The 19,587-nt window shown below is 73.7% G+C and carries 10 protein-coding genes; 4 read left to right on the forward strand and 6 right to left on the reverse strand.

Annotated elements, in window-relative coordinates; genetic code table 11:
* Nucleotides 1-71: 71 nt before the first annotated feature.
* The 4 genes from MF672_RS36480 to MF672_RS36495 all read right to left on the reverse strand — a co-directional run bounded on the left by MF672_RS36480 (nt 72) and on the right by MF672_RS36495 (nt 7,106).
* A complete protein-coding gene (locus MF672_RS36480) occupies nt 72-3,575 on the reverse strand; it encodes a S8 family serine peptidase (RefSeq protein WP_242375042.1) in 3,504 nt (1,167 codons plus the stop codon).
* 126 nt (nt 3,576-3,701) lie between these two features.
* Nucleotides 3,702-5,144, reverse strand: coding sequence for a glycosyltransferase family 39 protein (locus MF672_RS36485; RefSeq protein ID WP_242375041.1), 1,443 nt, complete (start codon nt 5,142-5,144; stop codon nt 3,702-3,704).
* 56 nt (nt 5,145-5,200) lie between these two features.
* The gene (locus MF672_RS36490; RefSeq protein ID WP_242375040.1) at nt 5,201-5,881 is read right to left on the reverse strand and encodes a TetR/AcrR family transcriptional regulator; all 681 of its coding nucleotides are present in this window, start codon (nt 5,879-5,881) and stop codon (nt 5,201-5,203) included.
* Nucleotides 5,882-5,918: 37 nt separating this feature from the next.
* Nucleotides 5,919-7,106: a cytochrome P450 gene (locus MF672_RS36495; protein ID WP_242375039.1), complete on the reverse strand. Its 1,188-nt coding sequence runs from the start codon at nt 7,104-7,106 to the stop codon at nt 5,919-5,921.
* 259 nt (nt 7,107-7,365) lie between these two features.
* On the opposite strand from MF672_RS36495, the gene MF672_RS36500 reads away from it, so the two are divergent.
* The 3 genes from MF672_RS36500 (at nt 7,366) to thyX (ending at nt 12,661) form a co-directional block, all read left to right on the forward strand.
* Nucleotides 7,366-9,492, forward strand: a complete 2,127-nt coding sequence (locus tag MF672_RS36500; RefSeq protein ID WP_242375038.1) for an anthranilate synthase component I — start codon at nt 7,366-7,368, stop codon at nt 9,490-9,492.
* A gap of 313 nt (nt 9,493-9,805) precedes the next feature.
* Entirely contained in the window at nt 9,806-11,791 is a 1,986-nt protein-coding gene (locus tag MF672_RS36505; RefSeq protein ID WP_247815603.1) for a hypothetical protein, read from the forward strand.
* Between the two features lie 87 nt (nt 11,792-11,878).
* On the forward strand, nt 11,879-12,661 hold the full coding sequence (gene thyX, locus MF672_RS36510; RefSeq protein WP_242376718.1) for an FAD-dependent thymidylate synthase: 783 nt from the start codon (nt 11,879-11,881) through the stop codon (nt 12,659-12,661).
* A 36-nt stretch (nt 12,662-12,697) separates the two neighbouring features.
* On the opposite strand, the gene MF672_RS36515 is transcribed toward thyX, so the two are convergent.
* Both MF672_RS36515 and MF672_RS36520 read right to left on the reverse strand, forming a co-directional pair.
* Nucleotides 12,698-13,006, reverse strand: coding sequence for a ubiquitin family protein (locus tag MF672_RS36515; RefSeq protein ID WP_242376719.1), 309 nt, complete (start codon nt 13,004-13,006; stop codon nt 12,698-12,700).
* Nucleotides 13,007-13,009: 3 nt separating this feature from the next.
* Nucleotides 13,010-14,089 carry a WD40/YVTN/BNR-like repeat-containing protein gene (locus MF672_RS36520; protein WP_242376720.1) on the reverse strand — a complete coding sequence of 360 codons (1,080 nt, stop codon included), beginning with the start codon at nt 14,087-14,089 and terminating at the stop codon, nt 13,010-13,012.
* Between the two features lie 182 nt (nt 14,090-14,271).
* Here MF672_RS36520 and MF672_RS36525 point away from each other — a divergent pair, with 182 nt between their 5' ends.
* Nucleotides 14,272-19,506 carry a tetratricopeptide repeat protein gene (locus tag MF672_RS36525; protein WP_247815604.1) on the forward strand — a complete coding sequence of 1,745 codons (5,235 nt, stop codon included), beginning with the start codon at nt 14,272-14,274 and terminating at the stop codon, nt 19,504-19,506.
* The last annotated feature ends 81 nt before the right edge of the window (nt 19,507-19,587 follow it).

The following is a 19,587-nucleotide window of genomic DNA, read 5'->3' on the forward strand; positions in this document are numbered from 1 at the left end:
GTAACATGTGCCGGCCCGGCCGCGGTAGCCCCGGGCAGGGCCACTCAGGGACCCGCCCGGGGACGCGACCGTCACGGCGCCGCGCGGTCCGGCCGCTCGGAGATCCGGATCGCGTTCACGACCGGCGACCCCTGCCGGACGGCGAAGCGCACGTTGAGCTGCCCGTCGCTCACCCGGACCGTGTACTGCCTGGCCACGGCCGTGTACGTGCCCGCCTCCAGCGCCAGGTCCAGCGCCGGGATCGCGAGCTGCCCCTCGACGAGCACGTCGAACACGCGCTTGCCCATCTGCGTGTTCCGCACCTCGGCGAAGTCCAGCTCCACCGTGTACGTCCCGGCCGGCACCCCGTCGAAGCGGTACTCCAGCATGCCCTCGCGGGCGGTCCTGAACAGCGCCTGGTCGTCGGTGCCGGCGATGGTCCTGGACGTGCTCGCCGTGCGGTTCACGGTGCCGACCCAGCCGTAGGAACCCTGGGCGTACTTGCGGTCCGGCGTCCAGGAGTCACCGGCGGCGTCGGTCGCGGCCCTGGTGCCGCCCGCGTCGATCGCCACCTGCAGCTTGGGCACCACGACCGTCACCTTCACCTCGATGGTCGGCTGCCGCCCGCTGGCCGACCTGACCAGGATCCGCCCCGCGCGCGTCGTGCCCGGCGCGACCCCGGCGCTGGACACCGCCACCTTCAGCGTCGCCTGCTGCCCGGTGGCCAGGTCGCCGGCGGCGGGCGTCACCGCCGCCCACGTCTCGCCGGTCGCCGTGTACGGCGTCGGCGCCCCCAGGTTCGTGATCGTCAGCGTCCGGGTGCGGGTGGCGTCGGCCGGCATGACCACGGTCAGCTCCGCCGCCGACGCGCTCACCCGCCCGGTGACCAGCTCGGTGTCGATCCGCGTCACCGAGCCCGGCGCGATCGAGACGGCCTGGGTGAAGGTGCCGTAGTGCTCCTTGGCGACCACCACGTCGTAGTCGCCGGCCAGCACCTGGCCGTAGAAGGAGCCGTCCGCGCCGGTGGTGAACGTCGCCACGTCGCCCACCTTGACGGTCGCGCCCGCGATCGGGTCGCCGTCGTTGGCGTCGGTGACCGCGCCGGTGACCAGGCCGTGCCGGCTCGCGGCGAACGTCACGCCCTGCCCGGAGGCCAGCGCCGCCTCCTCGTAGGAGTACAGCAGCGCGTCGGTGCCGGTCGCGTTCTCGATGCCGGTCGTGGCGCTGGTGCCGCGGGCCCGCTCGCTGCCGAGGTCCCGGTAGCGGAAGGCGATCGAGCCGTCCTCGCCCAGCAGCGCCGCGAACGAGATCCGCTGCGCCGCGTCGTTGTAGAAGCCCACGTTGCGCCACTCCACCACGAACTGCCGGTGCGGGGCCGTGCCGGTCACCGCCGTGTACACGCCGGCCTGCGCGTCCACGACCAGGTCGTCCCAGTACGGGTACACCGCGTTGTTCGGCGTGCCGGAGGTGGGCAGCCGGCCGTTGCTCGCGGTGACCACCCGGTCGGGGGCGAAGGTGAGGAAGCCGTTCGTGGCGATCCACGCCTTGCCCTGGCCCGCGCCGTAGAACGGCACCGGGAACGGCAGCGTCACCTGCACGGCCTCGTCGTCGCCGGTCAGCGCCAGCTTCTCGGTCCCGGCCGGGAACGGCTGCGCGCCGGCCCGGCAGGTGTAGCCGAACCCGTCGCCGCGCAGCGGCAGCTCGACGTCCTTCGTCACGTCCCCGGACACGGTGATCTCGGCGGACGCCGGGCTGGAGCAGCGGGAGGCCGGGGTGACGGTCAGCTCGTAGCCGCCCGCGGGCAGGGTGAGGCTGTAGCGGCCGGCCGCGTCGGTGACGGCGCTGACCGGCGTCCCCGTGGCGGCGACGGTCGCGCCCGCCTCGGGCGTGCCGGCCGTGGTGACCGTGCCGGACACCGTGCCCGTGGCCTTGCGCGTCATCGGCACGGCGGCGGTCGCGGCCTGCCCGGCGGTGATCGTCACCGGCACGGTCGCGGTGTCGTAGCCGAACTTCACGGCGGTGATCTCGTAGTCGCCGGCCGGCAGGCGCGGGACGGCGTACGCGCCGTCCGCGCCCGTGGTCACCGTGCGGCGCACCGCGCCCGCCACGGTGACCGTGACCCCGGCCAGCGGCGCGCCGCCGGAGGTGACCGTGCCGCTCAGGTCGCCGGTCCCGCCCGTGGGGGCGGCGCGGACGGCGGCGTAGGCGTCGAGCCGGCCCTCGCCCCACACGTTGTTGTCGGCCGCGGTGCCGCCGCAGCTCGTGTCGTCCACGTCCACGGCGGTGGAGTCCAGCAGCGGGCGGGTGGCCGCCACGTCGCCCTGCAACGCCGGCGCCGCCGACCAGATCAGCGCCACCGTGGCCGCCACGTGCGGCGAGGCCATCGAGGTGCCGGTGTAGCTGTCGTAGCCGCCGCCGGGGACGGAGGAGCGCACGTTGACGCCGGGCGCGGCGATGTTCGGCTTGGTCTCGCCGCCCTCGCCCTCGCCCTTGCTGGAGCGGGCGTACAGGGCGTTGCCGACGTCGAAGCCGCCCGCGCTGTAGCTGATGGCGTACTGGCCGGGGGAGCCGGAGGTGTCGCAGGCCGGGCCCTCGTTGCCGTTGGCGAAGGCCGGGAAGATGCCGGCCGCCACCCACGCCTCGACGGTCTCCTTGTACCAGGGGTCGAACCCGTCGCCGCCCCAGGAGTTGTTGACGATGTCGGGCGCGAGGTCCGGGCGCGGGTTGCCGCCCGACAGGTCCGTGGGCGCCAGGATCCACTGCCCGGCCGCCAGCAGGGACGCGTCGGTGCAGGTGTTCAGCTCGCAGCCCTTGGCGGCGATCCAGCGGGCGCCGGGGGCGACGCCGATGCCGTTCGCGCCGACCATGGTGCCCATCACGTGGGTGCCGTGCCCGTTGTTGTCGCACGGCGCCGACGTCGGGCAGACCCGGGCCGGGTCGAACCAGTTGTAGTCGTGCGTCACCGTGCCGTCCGGGTTCCTGCCCCGGTAGCTCGCGGCCAGCTCGGGATGGTCGAACTGGGCGCCGGAGTCGATCGTGGCGACCACGATGCCCTCGCCCCGGTCGCCCGTCTCGCTCCACACGCGCGGCGCGCCGATCCGGTCGATGTTCCACTCGACCGCGTTCACCCGAGCCTCGGCCCTGCCCTGCACCGGCTTCGGCAGGCTGAGCGTGCGGACCGGCGAGATGGCCTCGACCTCGGGCAGCTTGGCGATCTCGGTGGCGAGCTTCTCGTCGGCGGTCACCCGCACCGCGTTGACGATCCAGTACGAGGTGTAGTCGGCGGCGCGGGCGTCCAGCAGCTTGCGCAGGCCCTGCTGGGAGCTGTCGGCGCGCTCGGTCTTGGCCTCCAGGACCAGCTCGGCCTTGGCCTGCTTGGTGGCGGCCCGGCGGGCGCCGCTCAGGTCGGCCGCGCCCTTCATCCGGACCCAGAAGGTGGCCTTGCCGTCCTGCTCCAGCGTCGCCTGGACAGCGCTGTCGATCTTGCCGGGGTCAGGTGCGGCCTGCGCCACGGCCTGCGGAGCGGCCTGACTGGCTAACAGGGCGGCGGTGACGAGCCCGGCGAGGGCCGCCCGCCGGCGGGGGGTGATGAGCACACGCTCTCCTTCACGGCGTCGGGGGGAGAAGTGATCTTTCCGCCTCTGTCGAGAAGAGTGAAGCGCGCATGTCGGGAAAGCAAGGCTTGCGGTAAACCGTGACGTGACGGAGAGAAACCTTTTCGGTCAGCTGAAATGCCGCCAGCGCGGCCAGCTCACCGACCAGGGAGTACGCAGCCCGCGGCACAGCCACACACCGAGGCCCTGCTCCTCGTTCTCCAGACCGGCGCCGTTGTCGACGGTGGCCCGCTGCTCGCACGAGCCGAACTGGGCGCGCGCCCGCGGCCCCACGTTGACCAGGACCGCCGTGGTGCCGGTGTCCGGCGGCGGGCCGTACAGCCAGAGCTGGTTGTGCCCCGAGTACACGCGCGGCACCCCGGCCCGCACCAGCGCGCCGTGCTCGCCGTAGCTGCCGGTGAACACCACCGCCGTCGCCTGCTCGGCCGGCGGGATCGCGCGCCGCGCCTCCTGCACGGCCGCCACGAACGCCGGCCAGCCGACGGACTCGCGCGCGACCTCGTTCAGGCCCGGCACCGGCGTCGCCGCCAGGTCCGCCACCGGCACCAGCGGCAGCGCCAGCACCGCCGAGCACAGCCCGCTCGCCGCGAGCCCCGCCACCGCCCACCACCGCGCCCGCCGGGCCGCCGCGCCCACCGTGACGCACCCGGCGGCGAACAGCAGCAGGATCAGCCCCCCCGTGTAGTCGAAGCGGCCCCCGCTGAGCAGCGTCAGCGCCGCCGCCACCGGGTAGGCCACCGCCAGCGCCCGCACCCGCCGGTCGCGCCACAGCCGCACGAACCCGAACACCGCGATCACCGACACCGCCGGCCCGAACAGCGTGAGCTGCATCGGCACGAACAGCACCCGCAGCTCCGCGCCCTTGTCCGCGCTGAGCGCCGCCGCCATCTTGAGCTGCGGCCAGTCGTTGGTCACCTGGTAGAGGAGGTTCGGCACGGCGAGCGCGAGCGCCAGCGCCGCCCCCGCCCACAGCCACGGGCTGCGCAGCGCCCGGCGCGGCCCGGCGAGCAGCAGCCCGGCGGCCAGCCCGAGCACCAGCAGCGCGATGAGGTGCTTGTTGTAGGTGGCCAGGCCGATGACCGCGCCCGCGGCCAGCCACCAGCGCGGCTCCTGCTCGCGCAGCAGCGCCTTCAGCAGGAACAGGATCGCCGCCGCCCACAGCGGCAGGTCGAAGCTGAGCGTCAGCAGCGTGTGCCCGGCGATCAGCGTGTACGCCCCCGTCGCCGTGCCCGCCGCCGCCACCGCCTGGGCCAGCCGGCCGCCGTCCAGCTCGCGCGTGATGAGCGCCACCAGCCAGACCAGGACCGCCACGGCCAGGGCGGGGAACACCCGGATGCCGGTCACCGTGTCGCCGAACAGGCCGACGCCGGCCCCGGCCAGCAGCGGCGTCAGCGGCGGCTGGTCCACGTAGCCCCAGGCGGGGTGCTCCGACAGCACGCGGAAGTACAGCTCGTCGCGGTGGTAGCCGTACCAGGGGCTCAGCGCCAGCAGCGCCCCGAACAGCAGGACCGCGATCACCGTGACCGACCGCCACGCCAAGGGCCGCTCCATGAACGCCCAAGCTAGATCCTCTGACCCCGCTTTGTCACGACCCCTAGCAGGCCCTATCACGACCCCTGGGGAGCCTCCGGCGTTCCGGCCGGGTCATAACCCAGCGCCCGCAGAAGGGCCAGGAAATACGCCTTGATCTCGGCGGCGCTCTCGTCGTCGTCGTGCATGCCGACGTGGTTGAGCACCGCCGCCGTCAGCGCCTCCTCCACCACGTCGAGGTCGGTCGCGGCGGGCAGCCGGCCGAGGTCGCGGGCGCGGGCCAGCGTCGCGCGCACCATCGCCCGGCGGCGGCCGCCGTTGACCGCGCGGTAGGCCGCGCCGAGCGCCGGGTAGTCGTCGCGGGCGGCGTACAGGCGGCGCAGCAGCCGGCGGTGGCGCGGCTCCTCCAGGTACGCCGCCCAGTCGCCGACCATGTGGCCGAGGTCGCGCCAGCCGGTGAAGGACGGGTCGTGGTCGTGGTTGGCCCACTCCAGGGCGCGCACCAGCAGCTCGGTCTTGCCCGCATAGCGGCGGTAGACCGTCGCCCGGGTGACGCCGGCCCGCCGGGCGACCTGCTCGATGCTGGTCTGCTCGGCGCCCACCTCGATCAGCAGGTCCAGCGCCGCGGCCAGGATGGCCAGGTCGGCCTCCTGGCTGCGCGGCCGCCCCGCCCTGCCTCGCGCGCCGTCCTGTGCGCCGTCCTGTGCGCTGCCCGCGTCGCCCGGCGCGCCGGCCGGGCGCGGCGCTCTCGTCGTCATGCCTGTCGCGTCCTCCGGGCATGAGTCTATTGACCCCTCACGGCTTCTCGTCCCAGGTGACCGGCAGGCTGTGCAGGCCGTGGATGGCGGTCTCGGTGCGCAGCGGCACCTCGCCGGGGGCGGCGGCCAGGCGCAGCGACGGGAAACGGGCGAACAGCGCGGGCAGCGCCGCCCGCAGCTCGACCCGGGCGAGCTGCTGGCCGAGGCACTGGTGCACGCCGTGGCCGAAGCCGAGGTGGCCGGTGGCGTCGCGGTCCACGTCCAGGACGTCGGGGGAGGGGAAGCGGCCGGGGTCGCGGCCGGCGGCCGGCAGCGAGATCGTGACCGTCTCACCCGCCCGGACGACCTCGCCGCCCAGCTCCACGTCCTCCAGCGCGGTGCGCACCAGGAACGGGATGATGCCGAGGTAGCGCAGCAGCTCCTCCACGGCCCGCCCGGCCCGCTCCGGGCCCGCGCGCAGCGCGTCCTGCGCGCCCGGGTGCGTCAGCAGCGCGAACGTCCCGAGGGCGAGCACGTTGGCGGTGGTGTCGAGTCCCGCGCCGAGCAGCATGAAGGCGATGTTGGCCAGCTCCTCGTCGGACAGGCCGGCGCGGGTCAGGCCGCTCAGCAGGTCGTCGGCCGGGGCCGCCCGCTTGGCCGTCACCAGCTCCCGGAGCTGCCCCTGGATCGCCAGGAACGCGGCCAGCTTCTCCTCCTGCGGCAGGGCGGCCTGCGACAGCCGGGCGGCCTGCGCGGTGAAGCCCGGCCTGGCCTGCTCGGGGACGCCCAGCAGCTCGCAGATCACCACTGCGGGGACCGGCGCGGCGAACGTCTCCACCAGGTCGGCGGGCGGGCCCTTGCGCTCCATGGCGTCCAGGTGCTCCCGGGTGATCTCCTCGACCCGCTCCGTCAGCAGCCGCATCCGCCGCACCGTGAACTCGCCGGTCAGCAGGTGCCGGTAGCGGGTGTGCTCGGGCGGGTCGGCCACCAGGAACACGCCGGGCGGCGCGGGGGGCGGGGCGGGCTCGTCCGGCCGGCCGACGGGCAGGTGGCGCAGCTCGGGCCGGACGCTGAAGCGCCGGTCGGCCAGCACCTGGCGGGCGAGGGCCCAGCCGGTCACCAGCCAGCCGAGGTGGCCGTCGGGGTAGGCCAGGCGGGACAGCGGGCCGCGCTCGCGCAGGCCCTCGGGCGGGTCGAAGGGGTTGGGCCGCTCGACGGGCAGCGGGGCCGCCGGGGTTTCGGGCATGGACGACGTCCTCCTCGGGATCGTGCCGAATAGGAATACAGTACAGCTCTGTATTGGAAATGGTCCACGGCGGGTCGCGTTGCGCGATCTTGATAGGACGGTTAACCTGTCGGCATGCGAAACAGCGCTCAGCTCCAGTGGTGGCGCCGCTCCTAGGCGGCGCGAGTTTCGCATTCCTCATCGGACGGCCGCCCCGGAAGGCGGCCTTTCTCGTGTCCGCCCCCGGGGCTCGATCATGTGACGTGGTAAGGGGCAGCAAGTGGAGACGAGCGGATATACCACCGCCGGGGGGATCGGCGTCGAGCGCGAGGCCCGCGAGGTCGACGAGGCGGCGCTCGAAGAGATCGTGACCGCCCTGGGAGAGCGCCGCGGCGGCGCCTTCTCCTCGGGCATGGACTACCCGGGCCGCTACAGCCGATGGGCCTTCGGCTACGTGGACCCGTGCCTCGAGCTGACCGCGCGAGGCCGCACCATCGCGGCCACCGCGCTCAACGAACGCGGCCGCGTCGTGCTGCCGGCCGTCGCCTCCTGCCTGCTGGCCGCCGGCAAGCCGGTCACCGAGCCGACCGCCGACCGCGTCGAGGTGCACGTCCCCGAGTCGGAGGACCTGCTGCCCGAGGAGCTGCGCAGCCGCCGGCCCACCGTGTTCACCGCCATCCGCGAGGTCATCGCCGCCTTCCGCGGCGACGACCCGCACCTCGGCCTGTACGGCGCCTTCGGCTACGACCTGGCCTTCCAGTTCGAGCCCATCAGGCAGCAGCTCGTACGCCCCGACGACCAGCGCGACCTGGTGCTCCACCTGCCGGACCGGCTCGTCGTCATCGACCGCCAGCGCGAGACCAGCGTCGAGTACCGCTACGAGTTCACCGTCGACGGCGCCACCACGCGCGGGCTGGAGCGCACCGGCTCCGCCACCCCGCTCCGCGAGCCCGGCGAGCTGCCGCCCGACCCGGTCAAGGGCGAGTACGCCAAGGTCGTCGCCGCCGCCAAGGAGAAGTTCAAGCGCGGCGACCTGTTCGAGGTCGTGCCCGGCCAGGTCTTCCACGCCGCCTGCACCGACCCGGCCTCCTTCTACCGGAGCCTGCGCCACAGCAACCCGGCCCCGTACGAGTTCATCATCAGCCTCGGCCAGGGCGAGCACCTGGTCGGCGCCTCGCCCGAGATGTACGTCCGGGTCAGCGGCGACCGCGTCGAGACCTGCCCCATCTCCGGCACCATCGCGCGCGGCAGCAACCCGGTCGAGGACGCCGAGGCCATCCGCACCCTCCTGTCCAGCGTCAAGGAGGAGTCGGAGCTGACCATGTGCACCGACGTCGACCGCAACGACAAGTCGCGCATCTGCGTCCCCGGCACGGTCAAGGTCATCGGCCGCCGCCAGATCGAGCTCTACTCCCGCCTCATCCACACCGTCGACCACATCGAGGGCCGCCTGCGCCCCGAGTTCGACGCCCTCGACGCCTTCCTCACCCACATGTGGGCCGTCACCGTCACCGGCGCGCCCAAGACCTGGGCCATGCAGTTCATCGAGGACCACGAGGCCACCACCCGCCGCTGGTACGGCGGCGCCATCGGCTTCATCGGCTTCGACGGCTCCATGAACACCGGCCTCACCCTGCGCACCGCCCAGATCAAGAACGGCGTGGCCACCGTGCGCGCCGGGGCGACCCTGCTGTTCGACTCCGACCCCGAGGCCGAGGAGCGCGAGACCGAGCTCAAGGCCAGCGCCCTGCTCGGCGCGCTCGCCGCGGTCAACTCGCCCGGCTCCGTCCCGGCCGCCGAGCCCAGGCCGCAGCCGGGGCAGGGCATGAAGGTGCTGCTCGTCGACCACGAGGACTCCTTCGTCAACACCCTGGCCGACTACTTCCGCCAGGAGGGCGCCGACGTCGTGACCCTGCGCCACGGCTTTCCCGTGCACGTGATCGACGACATCGCGCCCGACCTCGTCGTCCTGTCGCCCGGGCCCGGCTGGCCGAGCGACTTCGGCATGTCCGCCCTGCTCGACCAGGTCTACGCCCGCGACCTGCCGGTCTTCGGCGTCTGCCTGGGGCTGCAGGCCATGGTCGAGCACGCCGGGGGCACCCTCGAACTGCTCGGCTACCCCGAGCACGGCAAGCGCGGCCAGGTCGGCCGGCTCGGCGACAGCGCGCTGCTCGACGGCCTGCCCGAGCAGTTCACCGCCGCCCGCTACCACTCGCTGCACGCCAAGCAGCCGGGGGTGGTCGGCTTCACCGCGACCGCGCTCACGCCCGACGGCAACGTCATGGCCATCGAGGACACCGAACGGCGCCGCTTCGCCGTCCAGTTCCACCCGGAGTCCATCCTGACGCAGGAAGGCGGGGCCGGCGCCAAGATCATCGCGAACGTCCTGCGCCTCTGCCGCCGCTGACCCCGCCCCGCCGCCTCCCCTGAGCCCCGGCCCACGCGACGCCGCCACCACGCGGCGCCGCAGGGCCGGGGCTCGTGAGGCCCCGCTGTGAGGCCGCCCGATCGCCCGTTCGCTCGTGCCGCCGGTGGATGCTCGCCACCGGTGGCCGGAAGGGCGATGACCGCTGGTAGCGGCGTCCCGTCCGCCGCCGGCCGCCGGCTCGGCCGTCCGTCCGTGGCCGCCGGACGCGGGCGGGTTCTCGCGCCGTCTCCCGCACTCCTCGCGTTCGCAAAAACCGGCGCGGGAGCGTGCGGGGCTCCCCTAGAGTCTCCGCATGCTCCCCGTAGATCTGCCCGCCACGCTGCGTGACGCGCTGCTGGCCCCGCTCGTGGACCACCACTGCCACGGGGTGCGGCGGGACGACCTCACCCGGGCCCGGTTCGAACTGCTCATCAGCGAAGGCGGGGCTCCGGCGCCTCCCGGCACCACGCACTTCGACACCCCGTACGGGCTGGCGTTGCGGCGCTGGTGCGCCCCCTTGCTCGACCTGGAGCCGCATGCCCCGCCCGCCGTCTACCTGGCCCGCCGGACCGACCTCGGGGCCACGGAGGTCAACCGGCGGCTGCTGGCCGCCGCCGGCGTGGTCGCCTTCCTCGTCGACACCGGCCCCGAGGACCTCGACCTGCTGTCGGCCGCCGAGATGGGCCGCCACGGCGGCGCGGCCGCCGACGAGCTGGTCCGCATCGAGCAGATCGAGCAGGACGTCGCCGAGACCTCCGCGCTCGCCGTCGACTACCTGGACACGCTCGCCGAGGAGCTGGCGGCGCGCGCCGCCCGTGCCGTCGGGCTGAAGACCGTCATCGCGACCCGGTGCGGGCTCGACTTCGACCCGGCCCGGCCGAGCCGCGGCTCGGTGATCGCCGCCGCCAACCGCCGCCTGGCCGCGCCGAAGGAGCCGCTCACCGACCCGGTGCTGCTGCGCCACCTGCTGTGGAGCGCCGTGGACGTCGCCAGGGAACGCGGCCTCCCCCTCCAGTTCCACACCGGCTTCCCCACCTCCACCGCCCCCACCCCCCGCCCTGCCGTCAGGGACGAGTACGCGACCGGCAGCGGCGCGGGCCCGGGCGGCTCCCGGGCGTCCCGCCCGGCCGGCCCCACGTCCGGCCTCGGCGCTGAGATCGGCCTGGGCGGCGGCTTCGACGCGTTCCTCCCTGGCCCCACCCGCCTCAACGGCTTCCCTGTGGGCGAGGGGCACACCGTCGGGCCCGGCAGCCGCGCCGACGCCGAGCCCGGCATGGCCGGCCCCCGCTGGGACGCGGAGCCAGGCACGAGCGCCCCAGGCCGTGACGCAGCCCCGGACGCGCCCACCGGCGACCCCGCCGGCAGGAGCGGCCACAGCAGCGGGAGCGGGAGCGGGCGCGGGAGTGAGGAAGCCGGCAGCGAGCGCCGCGGCGTACGCGAGCGTGGCGGGGAGAGCGAGAGCAGCGGCGGGATCGGAAGCGGCGGGATCGAAAGCGGGAGCGCCGGCGCCGCGAACGGGAGCGGCAGCGGGAGCGCCGGCGCCGCGAACGGGAGCGGCAGCGGGAGCGCCGGCGCCGCGAACGGGAGCGCCGGAGCCGGAAGCCGGGGCACCGGGCCCGCGAGCGGTGGGGCTGGGCCCGCGAGCGGTGGGGCTGGGCCCGCGAGCGGAGGCGCCGGGATCGTGAGCGGTGGAGCTGGGATCGTGAGCGGGAGCGCCAGGACCGGGAGCGGGAGCGGTGGGACCGGGAGCGGGATCGCTGGGGCTGGAAATGGGGGCTCCGGGGCCGGGAGTGGGAGCGGTGGGGTCGGGAGCGGGGGCAGAGGGGCCGGGGTGAGTGCGTCCGAGCTGCTCCGCAACGGCCTCAGCACACCCCCCGAGCCCCCCGCCCCCCACCGCACCGACCCCGCCCGCCTGAGCGCCTTCATCACCGCACTCCAGCCCCTGGGCCTGCCGCTGATCCTGCTCGGCTGCTACCCCTTCCACCGCGAGGCCGCCTACCTCGCCGCGGTCCACCCCCACGTCTACGTGGACGTCGGCCTGGCCCTGCCGCACAGCGCCGCGGCCGCGGCCCGCGTCATGGAGGACCTGCTGGAGCTGGCCCCCTTCCACAAGCAGCTCTTCAGCTCCGGCTCGCGCGGCCTGGCCGAGAGCTGCCTCCTGGGCGCGCTGTACTACCGCCGCGCCCTCGGCGCCGCGCTGGCGGCCCGCGTCCGCGACGGCGAGTGGAGCGTCGCGGACGCCGCCCGCATCGCCCACATGATCGGCTCGGGCAACGCCCGCCGCATCTACCGCCTCTGACGAGCCCCGTTTCCCAAACAGCCCCCCACCTGGTTGGATGCATGACTGCCGTCACCACGTACCCAACCGAGCGGGGGCTCCAGAGAAATGCGCAGTGTCGAACCCGAGGTCTTCATCGTGGCCCGTCCGTCGCTCGACTACGACGAGCTGGCCCGCTACCTGGCCGAGGTCGGCGGTGAGAGCTGGCTGGAGCGGCTCGACCGCGGCGACCTCGACGCGCAGAACCTGGCCGAGTTCGCCGGCCGCCTCTGCTACCGCTCCTTCGAGCCGGGTCTCAACCCGAACGTCGTGCGCATCAGGGAGAACCAGGACGACTACCTGCGCAACATCCTGGCCAGCGCGCACGGCTCGGTCCTGGAGCACGTCAGCTTCAGCTTCGTGCTGCACAACGTCAGCCGGGTGCTCACCCACGAGCTCGTCCGGCACCGTCCTGGGGTGGCGATCTCGCAGGAGTCGCTGCGCTTCGTCCGCCTGGACGAGCTGCCGTTCTGGTTCCCCGAGTGGGCGCAGGCGGACGAGGAGCTGATGAAGCGCGCCACGGCCGTGCTGGAGCAGCTTGAGCAGTTCCAGCTCTGGATGGCCGGCCACTTCGGGCTCGACGAGGAGGGCGTGCCGTTCTCGGAGAAGAAGCACCGCACCTCGTTCATGCGCCGGTTCGCCCCGGAGGGCCTGGCGACGGGGCTGGTGTGGACGGCGAACGTGCGCACGCTGCGGCACACGATCGAGGCCCGCACCGCCGCCGGCGCGGAGGAGGAGATCCGCCTGCTGTTCCAGCGCATCGGCGAGCTCATGCGCAAGGAGGCCCCCGCCCTCTTCGGCGACTACGTCGTCGAGGACGGGGCCTGGGTCCCGGGCTGGCGCAAGGTCTGACCCCCGCCGCCGGGGCACGGAGACGGGGCCCGCCGCTCAGGCGAGGGCGGGCATCACGTAGACCTCCGCCCCCGGGGGCAGGGCGCAGTCGAGGCCGCCCAGCCCCCGGGCGTTCTCGCCGCACACGAACAGGCTGATGTGCCGGCGGATGCGCCCGTAGTCGTCACGCAGCCGCTCCTCCAGCAGCGGATGCGTACGGCGCAGCGTGTCCAGGGCCGAGCCCAGGGTGGGCGGCGAGTCGTGGTCGGCGCCCACGGCGAACACCTTGACCTCGGCCCGCCCGCTCACCCACCGCCGCAACGTGCTGGGCAGCACGAAGACGACCATCGTCACGGATCTCGACATGGGTCACAGCACCGCCGCGCGCACGGTCAGGACGTCGGGCAGGTGCCGCGCCACCAGCGTCCAGCTCTCGCCGTCGTCGCGGGAGAAGTGGACCTCCCCGTCGCGGGTGCCGAAGAACAGCCCGGCCTCCGACATGCTCATCGCGTCGCGCAGCACGGTGGCGTGCACCGGCCCCTCCGGCAGGCCCTGGTCGAACGCCCGCCAGGTGCCGCCCGCGTCGTCGCTGCGGTGGACGCGGTAGCGGTGGCCGACCGGCGTGCGGTCCATGTCGGCGTGCAGCGGCAGCACGTAGACCGTGCCGGGCCGGGTGGGGTGGGCGGCGACGGGGAAGCCGAAGTCGGACGGGAGCGAAGCGCCGATCTCCTGCCAGCTGCCGCCGAAGTCGTCGCTGCGGTAGACGCCGAAGTGGTGCTGCAGGTAGAGCCGGTCGGGACGGCCGGCGTCGCGCGCCACCTTGTGCACGCACTGCCCGAACTCGGGGAACTGCTGCCCCTCCGGCAGGAACGGGGCGCGGATGCCCTGGTTGGCGGCCTCCCACGACAGGCCGCCGTCGGCGGTGCGGTAGAAGCCGCCCGTGGAGATCGCCACGCCCATCACCCGGGGGTCGGTGGGGTGGCAGACGATGGTGTGCAGGCACAGGCCGCCGCCGCCCGGCACCCAGCGCGGCCGGTGCGGGTGCTCCCACAACCCCTCCACCATCTCGTACGTCACCCCGCCGTCCTCGGAGCGGAACAACGCGCCCGGCTCGACCCCCGCCCACACCACGCCGGGCTCCGACGGGGAGGGCGTGAGCTGCCACACCCGGGTCAGCGTGGCCTCGGTCTTCTCCGGGAAGGCGATCGGCGGCCGCTCGGCCTCGCTCCAGGTGCGGCCCAGGTCGTCGCTGTACATGACGGACGGGCCGAAGTGGCCGTACTCGATGCCGGCCAGCAGCCGGGGGGTGGGCCCCCGCGTGTCGACGGCCACGGAGGGGACCGCGACCGTGGAGAACTGGATGGGCTCGACCTCGAACGGCCCGCCGCCGTGCGAGCGGGCGAGGAACAGGCCCTTGCGGGTGCCGATCGCGAGCACTGCGTCATTCATGGTGTCGCTCCCATGTTCGCTGTGGCGCCCATCGTGCCACGCGGCACCGACAAGTTCCGAGGACTGGGAGATTCGCCCCGGCACGTCCGAAGCCCCCCGCTTGTCGGGCTTCCTGTCATCTGAAAGCCGCGGCGACCGGCTCTCTTGTGCCCGCCACCGCTTCGTAGTGTGCTGGTACGGCGATGGCCAGGCGGCACTGCTCGAAGGCGGTTGGCTTGACTGTGGTCCCACAACGTGCCGGCGGCGGCGACGTGACAGAGCCGGCCCGGCTTGTCGACGTCCTCAGGCGATCCTGTGAGTGGACTCTCGCGGAGACCGCCGCCCGCCGGTACGTCTCGGCCTCTCCTGAGAGCGCCGACCCGTGGATCGCGCTGGGCCGCGTACTGCTCGATTCCGGTCGTGAGGAGGAGGCGCGGCAGGTCTTCGAGGAGGCGGAGCGGCGCTTCCCCCAGGACGACCGCCCAGCCGGGTGGATCGTGGCCGCTCTGTCGCGCGGACGCGACTTCGCCGCGGCCGAGCAGAAGGGGCGAGAGGCGGCCAGGCGCTTCCCGCACAGTCATGCGATCCGCATCTCGCTCGGGAGGCTGTACGCGGACAGCTCACGCCCGGTGGAGGCGCTGACCCTGTTCGAGGAGGCTGCGGCGCTCGCTCCCGGGAACAGCCGGGCCCTTGGCTGGAAGGCCACAGGACTGGCGCGTCTCCATCGATGGACGGAGGCTCACGCGTGCCTGGACGACGCGCCCCGCCCGCTCGCGGAACCGGTCGTCCTGACGAGCGCACGGGGCCGCGTCCTCCTCATGGAGAAGCGCTGCGACGAGGCCATCGCGTGTTTCGAACAGGTGCTGAGCATGGATCCGCACCAGGTCGCCGCCTGGCTCAACCTGGCCAGGGCGCTGCGACTGGCGCGCCGCCACGAGTCGGCGACGGCCCGCATCGAGGGCGCGATCGACCTGTTCCCGAAAGTCCCGGCTCTGCTGGTCGAACGTGGCTGGACAAGCAGCCACCAATATCGCGACGCCGACGCGGTCGTGTGGGCCGAGCGCGCTCTGGCGCTCGACCCGCGGCATTCCTGGGCGCTGCGCAGCCGGGTCGACTTCCTGATCTGGGGACGGCGTTTCGGTGAGGCGGAGCGGGCCGCGGCGGAGGCGGCCGAGCTGCGTCCTGACGATCCCGACGTGCACGTCACCGGCGCCTGGGTGTTCAGCAGCCAGGATCGGGAGGACGAGGCGGTGGTGTGGGCGGAGCGCGCTCTGGCGCTCGACCCGCGGCATTCCTGGGCGCTGCGCAGCCGCATCGACTTCCTCCGCTGGCAGCGGCGTTTCGATGAGGCGGAGCGGGCCGCGGCCGAGGCGGCCGAGCTGCGTCCTGACGACCCCGACGTGCACGTCACCGGCGCCTGGGTCCTCAGCGACCAGGATCGATACGACGAGGCGCTCTCCCGTGCCGAGCGCGCCCTGGCGATCGACCCGCGCCACCGCTCCGCTTTGCAGAGCCGTATCGACTTCCTGCGGCGGCAGCGGCGTTTCGGTGAGGCGGAGCGGGCCGCGGCGGAGGCGGCCGAGCTGCGTCCTGACGAGCCCGACGTGCACGTCACCGGCGCTTGGCTGTTCAGTGACCAGGGCCGGGAGGACGAGGCGGTGGTGTGGGCGGAGCGGGCGCTGGCGCTCGATCCCCGGCATTCCTGGGCGCTGCGCAGCCGTATCGACTTCCTGCGGCAGCGCCGGCGTTTCGGCGAGGCGGAGCGGGCCGCGGCGGAGGCGGCCGAGCTGCGTCCTGACGACCCCGACGTGCACGTCACCGGCGCCTGGGTGTTCAGCAATCAGGATCGGGAGGACGAGGCGGTGGTGTGGGCCGATCGGGCGCTGGCGCTCGACCCGCGGGACTCCTGGGCGCTGCGCAGCCGCATCGACTTCCTCCGCTGGGCACGGCGTTTCGGTGAGGCGGAGCGGGCCGCGGCGGAGGCGGCCGAGCTGCGTCCTGACGACCCCGACGTGCACGTCACCGGCGCCTGGGTCTTCAACGACCAGGATCGGGAGGACGAGGCGGTGGTGTGGGCCGAGCGCGCGCTGGCGCTCGACCCGCGGCATACCCTGGCGCTGCGCAGCCGCATCGACTTCCTGCGGCAGCGCCGCCGTTTCGGCGAGGCGGAGCGGGCGGCGGCCGAGGCGGTGGCGCTGCGCCCGGATCATCCCGGCCTTCTGATGGCGGGTGCCTGGGTCTTCAGCGACCAGGACCGGGAGGACGAGGCGGTGGTGTGGGCCGAGCGGGCGCTGGCGCTCGACCCGCGGGACCCCTGGGCGCTGCGCAGCCGTATCGACTTCCTCCGCTGGGGACGGCGTCCCGGCGAGGCGGAGCAAGCCGCGGCCGAGGCGCTCGAACTGCGTCCTGACGATCCGGACCTCCACGTGAGGTCGGCGTATCTGGCCAACGCGCAGGATCTCCATGACGAGGCGTTCTCCCGGCTCGGGCGGGCGCTGGCGCTCGACCCGCGGCATTCCTGGGCGCTGCGCAGCCGCATCGACTTCCTGCGGCGGCAGCGGCGTTTCGGCGAGGCGGAGCGGGCCGCGGCCGATGCGGCCGAGCTGCGTCCTGACGACCCCGACGTGCATGTGACGGGTGCCTGGGTGTTCAGCGACCAGGATCGGGAGGACGAGGCGGTGGTGTGGGCCGAGCGCGCGCTGGCGCTCGACCCGCGGCATTCCGCGGCGCTGCGCAGCCGCATCGACTTCCTGCGGCAGCGTCGCCGTTTCGGTGAGGCGGAGCGGGCCGCGGCCGAGGCGGCCGAGCTGCGTCCTGACGACCCCGACGTGCACGTCACCGGCGCCTGGGTCTTCAGCGACCAGGACCGGGAGGACGAGGCGGTGGTGTGGGCCGAGCGGGCGCTGGCGCTCGACCCGCGGGACTCCTGGGCGCTGCGCAGCCGCATCCACTTCCTCACCTGGGATGGGCGTCTCGGCGAGGCTGAGCGGGCGCTGGCCGAGGCGGTGGCGCTACGGCCGGATGATCCCGACCTTCTGGTGACGGGCGCCTGGGTCTTCAGCAACCAGGACCGGGAGGACGAGGCGGTGGTGTGGGCGGAGCGGGCGCTGGCGCTCGACCCGCGGGACCCCTGGGCGCTGCGCAGCCGTATCGACTTCCTCGGCTGGGGACGGCGTTTCGCTGAGGCGGAGCGGGCGTTGACCGAGGCGGTCCGGCTTCGTCCCGACGACCCCGACATCTACGTCTCGGGGGCGCACGCATTCAGCGACCAGGACCGGCACGACGAAGCGCTGGCCCTTGTCGAGCGGGCCTTGGCCATCAGCCCCCGCTACTCCCGCGCGTTGCAGAGCCGGATCGGGTTCCTGCGCTGGGGGCGGCGTTTCGGCGAGGCGGAGCGGGCCGCGGCCGAGGCGCTGAAACTCCGTCCCGACGACCCCGACCTCCACATGACCAGCGCGCAGGTGTGCAGTGACCAGGATCGCTTCGAAGAGGCTCTGGCCTTCGCCGACCGAGCCTTGGAGATCGACCCGCGCCATTCCCTGGCGCTGCAGAGCCGCATCGATCACCTGCGCTGGGAGAAGCGTTTCGAGCAGGCGGAACAGGCCGCGGCCGAGGCGCTGACCCGGCGTCCGGGCGACGCCGGCGTCCACGTGGCCGTCGGGCGCCTGCGCCTGGACCAGCTCCAGGACGCGGCGGCACTGACCAGTTTCAGGAAGGCCCTGGAGTGCGATCCGTACAACAGCGAGGCGCTCGAATGGCACATCTGGGTACTGCGCAGACTCCGGCGCTTCGACGACGCCGCGCAGGCCGCGAGCGCAGCCCTGCGGCGTCGCCCAGGGAATCTGGACATCCAGCTCGAACGCGCCTGTCTGCATGATGACCAGCGTGCCTTCGAAGCGGCCCTGACCTGCTTCGCGACGGTCCTGGACCGTGACCCCGGCCATGTCAAGGCGCATACGGGCAGGTCCGCCGTGCTCCGCACGCTGCGCCGGGCCCGTGAGGCCGAGCGGGAGATCCTGCGGGCACTCACGCTCCGCCCGGGCAACCGGGCGCTGAAAGCCGAACTGGCCTGGATACATCACGACGAGCGCCGCTTCCTCGACGCCCGCCGAGGGTTCCAGGAATTGCTGGCCTCCGCCGTCAACAGCCGTGAACGTGCGGAAGCGCAGCACGGCCTGGGCTGGGTCGCCTTCGCCGAGGCCGGGTACGTCAGAGCCGCGGAGCATTTCAGGGCGGCGGTGGACAGCCGGGCCGACCAGGACGAGTACGAGCTGGGCCTGGCATGGGCGCTCGTCCGGCAGGACCGCCGGCCGGCGTGGCAGGAGGCCGAGGACCTCGTCTTCGAGATCCTCAGGCGCCGCCCGCAGGAGCCGGCCGCGCATGTGTGCCTGGGGATCCTCGCTCACAAGTACGGCAGCCTGGCGTCGGCGGAGTCCCACCTGAAAGCCGCGCTCGAGATCGACCCGCATTACGGCAGCCGCACCGATCTGGGCGCTCTGTACGTCCAGATGGCGCGTTACGAGGAGGCGGAGACCCAGTTGCGCGCCGCCGTCGAGCGGGACCGGTACGACACCGCCGCACACACGGAGCTGGGCAACCTGTTCCTGCAGCTGGGCGATGACCGCCTCCTCGACGCGGAGCGCGAGTTCCGCCAGGCGCTCGCCGTCGAGGCCGGGTCCGGCGCCGCCACGATAGGGCTGGCGCAGACTCTGGCACGAGCGGGCAACGACAACGAGGCGGAGGCGGTCCTCCGGGAGGCCCTGGCGTGCCAGGAGCTGAGGGAGAAGTGGCGGACACATCTGGCGCTCGCCCGGCTCCTCGTGCAGAAGGGGGACAAGCAGCAGAACCCCGACCTCCACGCGGAGGCCTACGCCGAGGCGCAGCGTTCGGTCGGCCTCGCGCCCGACCGGCAGGCGGATCCCCACTTCGTGGCCGGCGTCGCCCAGCACAAGATGGGATCGCTCGCGATAGAGGCGCGTGGCCGCTTCGCCTACCGGCGTCGTGCCAGGCATCATCTTCGCGAGTGCCTGAAGCGCGACCAGGGGCACGTCGAGGCCCAGCGCAGCCTCCAGATCCTCGAGCGGGAGATGAAGATGGCGGCGCCCGCCCTCTGGGGCGGGATGGCCGTCGCCACCCTGTCCTTCGTCCTCCTGGCCACCACCTGGGTGATGTTCTTCGTCTCCGACAAGGTGACGCCTGTGATGGTGTCCGTGACGACGCCTGTGCTGGTCGGGCTGTTCACCGTCTCGATGCTCCTGCCGGCGCTCATCCGGCTGAAGCTGCCCGGCTTCGAGGCGGACCTGCAGGCCGGCGACAGTCTCATCTCTCCCGGGCCGACCGGCGACGTCACCTTCGGCCCCGGCCGCTTCACCGTTGCCGTCGGACCCATGGGTCAGCTTCCGCGACGGAGGATCGTCGAGAAGACACCGTCCGCCTGACGCACGCGGGAGGCCGCGCGACGGCTCCGCATTACCTGGCGGGTAATCGTGACGCTTCCCCCGTAGCGGTAGGTTTTGCCG

The sequence above is a fragment of the Actinomadura luzonensis genome (assembly GCF_022664455.2).
Lineage (GTDB): Bacteria > Actinomycetota > Actinomycetes > Streptosporangiales > Streptosporangiaceae > Nonomuraea > Nonomuraea luzonensis.